Origin of the sequence: Salegentibacter sp. (assembly GCF_041642575.1) — a bacterium.
Lineage (GTDB): Bacteria > Bacteroidota > Bacteroidia > Flavobacteriales > Flavobacteriaceae > Salegentibacter.
On the sequence record NZ_JBEPWD010000001.1, the window covers coordinates 132,656 to 140,493 of the forward strand.

Annotated in this window: 5 protein-coding genes; all 5 read right to left on the reverse strand. The window is 41.2% G+C overall.

Annotated features, from left to right (window positions below; all coding sequences use genetic code 11):
- Nucleotides 1-109: 109 nt before the first annotated feature.
- The 5 genes from ACESK1_RS00625 to arsM all read right to left on the reverse strand — a co-directional run bounded on the left by ACESK1_RS00625 (nt 110) and on the right by arsM (nt 7,806).
- A complete protein-coding gene (locus ACESK1_RS00625; protein WP_372916854.1) occupies nt 110-1,264 on the reverse strand; it encodes a formimidoylglutamase in 1,155 nt (384 codons plus the stop codon).
- A 3-nt stretch (nt 1,265-1,267) separates the two neighbouring features.
- A complete protein-coding gene (gene topA, locus ACESK1_RS00630) occupies nt 1,268-3,805 on the reverse strand; it encodes a type I DNA topoisomerase (protein WP_372916856.1) in 2,538 nt (845 codons plus the stop codon).
- Between the two features lie 156 nt (nt 3,806-3,961).
- Nucleotides 3,962-5,545: a 4Fe-4S binding protein gene (locus tag ACESK1_RS00635; protein ID WP_372916858.1), complete on the reverse strand. Its 1,584-nt coding sequence runs from the start codon at nt 5,543-5,545 to the stop codon at nt 3,962-3,964.
- Nucleotides 5,542-6,828 carry an NAD(P)/FAD-dependent oxidoreductase gene (locus ACESK1_RS00640; RefSeq protein WP_372916860.1) on the reverse strand — a complete coding sequence of 429 codons (1,287 nt, stop codon included), beginning with the start codon at nt 6,826-6,828 and terminating at the stop codon, nt 5,542-5,544. The genes ACESK1_RS00635 and ACESK1_RS00640 overlap by 4 nt, the downstream gene beginning before the upstream one ends.
- A 9-nt stretch (nt 6,829-6,837) precedes the next feature.
- Nucleotides 6,838-7,806 carry an arsenosugar biosynthesis arsenite methyltransferase ArsM gene (gene arsM / locus ACESK1_RS00645; protein ID WP_372916862.1) on the reverse strand — a complete coding sequence of 323 codons (969 nt, stop codon included), beginning with the start codon at nt 7,804-7,806 and terminating at the stop codon, nt 6,838-6,840.
- Nucleotides 7,807-7,838: the final 32 nt, after the last annotated feature.

Below are 7,838 nucleotides of genomic sequence, written 5' to 3' on the forward strand. Positions count from 1 at the left end.
TTAAGGTTAAGACATATTGCTTTTACGGCAGTAAACCTATCTATTTATTTTTTAAAAAACAATAATTTCGGTAAAAATACAGTAAATACAATTAGTGTCTGAAATTTGTTTAAACTTCGTTTTTTCTCTTGGCTTTATACCATCTTTCGGGGATCACCTGGTTGCAAGCTTCCATGTAATCTTCTTCGCTGCAAGGTAATAACGTATGGCGTTTTAATTTAGTATTGACATTTGCAAGAAAAGGTATTTCTATCCACCATCTCCCACTCAGAGGGCTTTTATAAAACACCAGAACCTCATCATCTATAGGTACCTGATATTTAATAAACTCTTTTTTTGCCGAAATAGTATTTTCATTGGTACGGTAATTTACTCCTTCAATGAAATACCACAGGATCTGGGCTACCAGCATATCACCCTGACTCCCCATTCCAGGGCTATATTCATACAGCCCAAAGGAGGAAACTTTATCGCTGATTCCAGCATATCTGGATAGCGCACAAATTTCTCTGCCATCAAAACCATTCGGCGAAATTCCGGCACCTAAATCTGCAGCATTAACCGCACCCAGGTCTATTCCTACCAAATTGGCATCTCTCATTACCGGCTCAACGAGGCTTATATTATTAACTACTTCTCCCAGGCGATAAGCGTCGAAGAACAACCTATCCATTAATTCTATTTCATCCTGCGAATTGAAATAGGTCTGATATCCCAAATTAGAATAATTAAAAAGATTATAAGGCTGATTTACTACGATTTTTCCTACATAAGAATGATTACTTATAGGCTGCTCGGCATCGCCAAGGTCGAATCTATGATCTATATTTACCAGGTTCACCATTTGATCCAGGGTGTCGTAGGCGCGATATTGAGCATAAATTAAATCCTGGCTTCCTCCCAGTATTATTGGAATAATATCCTTTTTCACCAAACCGGACACCAAATTCTGAAGAGCGTAATAGGTGTCTTCTACAGAATCACCTTTTTCAATATCTCCAAGGTCAACCATATTCAAATGCCAGTTCCCGGGATAAAGACTATAAAATGCTCTTCGGATATTATTAAAATGAAGCGGATTTTCGCCTTCCTCGCTCAACCGGTTTTCCTTAACACCTACCAGTGCTATCTGTACATTTTCCAGCTCGGGTAAGCCAGCACTTTCACTATGTATTTGCAGACTACCATTGATAGCCTGGTTGTTTCCCCCTGACAATTCTTCAATTATTTCAGGGTTGACGGGACTCAGAAATTCTAAATCCATAAATTATTTCTTTTTGGTAGTTTTCTTTTTAGCAGCAGTCTTTTTAGTAGCTGCTTTTTTCGCCGGAGCCTTTTTCTTTGCTGTTTTCTTTTTTCCTCCCTTTTTTTCCAGGATATCTTTAACTTCCTCAAGTGTTAGTTTAGTAGCATCCACCGTTTTAGGAAGTTCAATTTTCGTCTTCCCCTTAATAATATTAGAGCGCCCCCAGCGAGCCTTCTCTACCCTTATCCCTTCATCTTCCCAATTGTGGATCACTTTATCCTTTTCTTTTTGAATCTTGTCCTCAATTAGAGTTTCAATGTCATTGTCTGAGAGATTATCAAAATCGTATTTCTTATTTACATTGATGAACATTCCGTTCCATTTTAGAAATGGACCAAATCGACCTACTCCTTTTTGCACAGGCATTCCGTCGTATTCATAAATTGGAGCATCGGCTTTTTCTTTTTCCTTAATAAGTTCCATAGCACGATCAAACTCTACACTTAAGGGATCTTCTCCTTTTGCCAGCGAAACATATTTTTTGCCGAATCTCACATAAGGTCCAAAACGGCCGTTATTCACCTCAACGTCTTCTCCTTTATATTCTCCCAAATGCTTCGGAAGCTGGAATAGGTCCATGGCTTCTTCATAGGTTATGGAATCTAAAGTCTGATCTGGACTCAGGCTGGCGAATTTGGGTTTTTCCTCATCTTCAACTGATCCAATCTGAACCATAGGCCCAAATTTTCCTAAACGCACACTCACGGGTTTTCCGGTTTCAGGATCCTTTCCTAAAATTCGTTCCCCTACTTCTCTATCAGCGTTCTTGGCAACATCTTCAACCTGCGGATGGAAGGTTTTGTAGAAATCCTTCATCATCTTGGTCCACTCCTCATTACCTTCAGCAATATCATCAAAATTCTGTTCCACCTTCGCGGTGAAATTATAATCCAGGATGTTCGCAAAATGATTAACAAGGAAATCGTTCACTACCATTCCCACTGCCGTAGGGACCAGCTTGCCTTTATCGCTGCCCACGGTTTCGGTTAAATTCTTTTCTGAGATCTTCTCTTTAGAAAGAACAAACTGAGTATAATCGCGCTCTGTTCCTTCTACCGAGCCTTTATCGATATAATTCCTGTTCTGAATAGTAGAAATTGTAGGCGCATAAGTTGACGGCCGGCCAATTCCAAGCTCTTCCAGTTTTTTAACAAGAGAGGCTTCCGTATATCGGTATGGTGGACGTGTAAACCTTTCGGTGGCGGTTATGTAATTATTTAAAAGCTTCTGATTTTCCTTTAAAGCCGGCAACATTCCGCTTTGTTCCTCGGTCTCTTCATCATCGTGTCCTTCCAGGTAAACCTTTAGAAAACCGTCAAATTTGATCACTTCACCATTCGCTGTGAACTGTTTATCGTGTTTATTGGCTTCTATTTTAAGGTTGGTACGCTCCAATTGGGCTTCGCTCATTTGAGAAGCGATTGCACGTTTCCAGATCAACTCATATAAACGCTGCTGATCTCTGTCGGCATTAACCGTATGATTTTCGAAGCTGGTTGGGCGAATGGCCTCGTGAGCTTCCTGTGCACCTTTTGTCTTTCCTTTAAAATTCCGTGTTTTCGCGTATTTCTCTCCGTAAGCCTTAAGAATTTCAGCATTAGCACCTTTTTTAGCGTCGTCTGAAAGGTTAACGCTATCGGTTCTCATATAAGTTATATGACCTGCCTCGTAAAGTCTTTGGGCCATCGTCATCGTCTTACTTACCGAAAAGTAAAGCTTTCGGGCGGCTTCCTGTTGTAATGTAGAAGTGGTAAAGGGCGGTGCCGGTGATTTTTTAGCGGGTTTGGTAGTGAGTTCGGCTACTTTAAAGTTAGCACCGAGGTTTTCTTTTAAAAAAGCTTCAGCTTCTTCCCTGGTCTCAAAATTCTTCGGAAGTTTTGCTTTAAAGGATTTTCCGTCTTCCGTAGTGAACTCAGCATCTATTCTGAAGGAGCCCTCCGGAGTAAAATCCTGGATTTCTCTTTCCCGCTCCACGATCAATCGAACAGCCACCGATTGCACTCTTCCGGCTGAAAGTCCCCCTTTCACCTTTCTCCATAATACCGGTGAAAGTTCGTACCCCACGAGCCTGTCCAGAACCCTTCTGGCTTGCTGAGCATTTACCAGGTTATAATTTATTTTCCGCGGATTATCGATAGCTTTAAGAATAGCTGATTTCGTTATCTCATGAAAAACTATACGTTTAGTTTTTTCGTCCTTAAGATTGAGCTCTTCAGCAAGGTGCCAGGCGATTGCTTCTCCCTCCCGGTCCTCATCACTTGCCAGCCAGACCATTTCGGCATTCTTGGCAAGGCTCTTTAATTTCTTAACAACGTCTTTTTTATCCTTGGAGACAATATATTTAGGCGTAAAATCCCCTTCTGTATCCACCCCAAGTTCTTTGGTAGGCAAATCGGCGATATGCCCAAAACTCGAAGCTACTTTATAGTCTTTACCAAGAAACTTTTCTATAGTTTTGGCCTTTGCCGGGGACTCAACGATCACTAAATTTTTTGCCATAATACTGCATTTTAAAGTTGCAAAAGTATATCAATTTTTTTGTAACCCACATCATGTCTTAACAAAACAACAACAAAGATGTTCGGGAGGCCCTATCAACAAAGGGACTCCGGAAATACAAAAATTTAAACTGAAAGCCCGGTAAAGGTAGGGAGCTTACCGACTTTTTTGATTTATCAGATCGAGCAGGTCTACGTCATTTCCTAGCAGAACCTCTTCTGAATTTATTCTTCCCTGTGGGGAATCATTTTCAAGTTTGAGCACTCCGCGAGGGCAAACTGCAGAGCAAATTCCGCAGCCTACACAGCTGGAACGCACAATGTTCTCGCCTTTTTGTGCATAAGCGCGTACGTCAATTCCCATTTCACAATAGGTGGAACAGTTTCCGCAGGAAATACATTGGCCACCGTTGGTGGTGATCCTGAATTTTGAGAACAAACGCTGCTGCATTCCAAGGATTGCCGCCATAGGGCAACCAAATCTACACCAAACCCTGTTTCCGAAGATAGGATAAAAGCCAACACCAATTACCCCAGAAAAGGCTGCCCCAATTAAAAATCCGTACCATTGCCGAAGCTGGTATCCGGGGAAGAAAAAGATATTCCCGTTTCCACTAAAATAATTAATCCCAATGATGGAGAGAATTATAACAAGATAACCCACAGCGCCATATTTAGCATCCTTAGCCAATTCTTTTCGCTTGAAGATCATGATAGCCGCAAATAATAAGGTAAGAAAGCCGGCAGTTCCCCAAAGGAAAACATCCCGGGTCAACCAGAATTCACCGGAATTTTCTCCCAAAAATGAATACACCACCGCTATGGTCATCACAACTACGAAAACAAGCACACTATGTATTACCCAACGTTCTACCTTCCAGGCAAAAAGGGATTTATCTGAAAGATGTCGATAAGGATCCCCAGCCGTTTCGGCCAGACCACCGCAACCACAAACCCAACTACAATACCAGCGTTTTCCGTATTTATAAGTTAAAATCGGGGTGATCACGAAAATAGCTAACAGCCCCAAAACCAGCATAAACACTCCAAGATTTCCGGCGGAAAGGAATTCGTCAACCTTATATCCGGCAAAAAGATCATAATTTAGAGGCCAGATATTAGTAGGATTAAAATAAGGTTGATTTAGCCGGACAAGAATTTCGGGAATCAGAAAGGCAAATCCCAGTTGAAAGAACATCACAGAGTATGTACGAAGAACTTCGTAGCGATTATGACGGTATTTCAGAATAAACTTATAGCCAAAGATGAAAATAGCAAGCGTATAAAGCGTTCCGTAAACAAACCACTGACTCGCCGGACCACCATTAATAAGGTGACTTAAAGGATCGAAAAGTGAGATCACTCCGGTATTAGAACCCTCTGCCGTAAGGCCTAAAAATTCAGGATACCAGTACAGTACAATATAAAATAAGGTAAGCGCGATTCCAGTAATCCAGGCCCAAAGGCCGCGGCCTGTCATGGACTTGAACCACACGCCGTCGTTCTTTATCCCCATGTGCTTCCCGCGATACAGATCGTTAGCGAAGATCACGGTCCCGACAGTCATCAAGATAAGCGAGAGACTTAAAAATAAAGTTTTATTCGGAAAATTCACATTAACCAGGGCCAGTACCAGAATAAATAAGCCTATCAGGCCTATTGCACTAGCCAGTTTCTGAGTTCCCGAAAGTTTAGCCGGGGCCTCACCTGTTAAAGACATATTTCGCTGTATTTTACTCATACGTGCTTTAGATCTTCTTTAAAACTATTGAAAATTTCCTTTTCATAACTATCATAAAATTCAGGGTCGAAATTGGCTTGCTTTAAATTGGCCAGAACATAATCTATCTTTCGGTTCTCATTCAGCCATTTATCAAAAACAGCGTGACGCATTCTAATCCCGAAAGTATTAATACCTAAGAATTTATTACTATTTGACTCAAATGCAATAGTAATGGCCTTGGTATTATCTTTATGCTGCCAGTGAAAATGTAATTCGCCCTTTGGAGGATCTGCCGAAACCTTCCCATAAGTCATGAATTCAATATCAAAAAATTTCGCCGAATTAAACCAATTCCCGGGATTATATTTTTTTGGATTTCCGGTAAGGGTCTGAGCAAGGGTTTCCCCCATTATCCTTCCGGTGTACCAAACAGCTTCAATCGAATTCCGATTAGATTGGGGCTCTTTTAGTTGCACACAATCACCTATGGCATAAACATCACTGATATTAGTTTCTAAATATTCATCCACCAGGAATCCTCTTTCGGTTTCGAGTTCCGAATCTTTTAAAAAATCAATATTGGGCCTTACTCCGGCACAGAGGCCTACCAAATCGCATTCAATCTCTTCGCCTGAGTCTGTGATCACCCCTTTCACTCGACCGTTTTCATCACCAATAATTTTATCGAGATGGGTTTCGTGACGAAGATCAACACCATGAGATCTCACGTGTGCTGAGATCATTTTGGCGTCTTGCATAGGCAGTATATTTTGCCAAAAGGCCTTTTCCCTAATCAAAAAAGTGACCTCAATATTTCTGGTTTTCAGCATTTCAGCAAGTTCAACGCCTATAAGTCCACCGCCAACTATAACGGCTTTTTTGCAATTTTGAGTGTTCTCTTCCAGGAGTTCCAGGTCCTGCTTGGAAACCAAACCTTGTACACCTTTTAAATCCTGACCTTCCCAACCAAATTTATTGTAAACCGAACCGGTTGCCAGTACCAGCTTATCGTAATTCAAAGTTTCTTCAGAAGAGAAATAAAGTCTTTTTTGCTGAAAATCTATTTTTTCAACCCAGGCTTTTTTGAGTTCTATCCGATTTTTTTCCCAGAACCAGTCTTCATAGGGTTTAAGATGCTCCCATTTCATATGGCCCATATACACATACATCAAAGCGGTACGAGAAAAGAAATAATCACTTTCCCCAGAAATCACCGTAACACGTTTATCAGAGTTTTTCCTGATATGCCGGGCGCAGGTAATCCCTGAAATCCCATTGCCAATAATGACTATATGCTCCATTTTTCGGTTTTAGCAGCAACCTCCTCCATCATAATGAAAGGTGGATTCACTGATATAAATATCGTCTCTGCCAAGCTTTGCCAAATCTCCGGCTGTTTTATCACAAATAGCCAGCGGCTGATTTTTTAGCAGGATGTGTCCTTTTTTATCGTCAAAGTAATCATTTTCTCCGTAATAGATCGCAGCTTTTCCTGTAAACACACAAGGACCGTCTTCCGGCATAGGGTCTTTTATAGCCGCAACTTCCACCGCTTCAATATAAATCAATTCTGAAGTTGGGTAATTCTTTGGATCAAGAATTCGGTATGGTTTTCTCGCTCTTATTTCTATAGTTCCAAAGCCAACATCGGTGAGGGCTTTCACATATTCATTAAGCGGAAGGCTTCCGCTAAGGCATAAAGCCCGCAGGCGCTCATCATTTCTAAGTTCATCGTTCATCCCTTGTTCGCAAACGGGATCACTCATCACCAACCGTCCGTGAGGCTTTAAAACCCGATACATTTCCTCGAGCGCCTTTTTCAAGTCTTCAGCCTTAAAAATATTGAACAGGCAATTCTGTGCTGCCACATCAATACTTTCATCTTCCAGGGGCAAAGAAAGTGCATCACCCTTTCGAAGATCAATAAATTCTGATTTAAACCAGGGGTTTTGCTTTTCGGCTTCGGTGAAATTTTTTCTGGAAGCATCTAACATTTCCGAAACAGAATCTACGCCAATAACTCCCTTCTTTTGACGAGAAAAATAGGCGAATTGTAGTAATTCCATTCCTCCCCCCACTCCCACGTAAAGGATTTTAGGATTGTTTCCCAAATCCCGTGGATGCACTGTACTCCCACATCCGTAATTCATTTCCTGCATTATTTGCGGAATTTTTAAGCCGGGAAGTTCCCACACAGGATTGGTAGTACAGCAAAGCCCAACATCGGGCGTTAATGCAGCTTCCCGGTAGACATCTCTTGTAGTTTCCAGATAACTCATCTCTTCTATATATTTTTAACGACTTCTTTAAA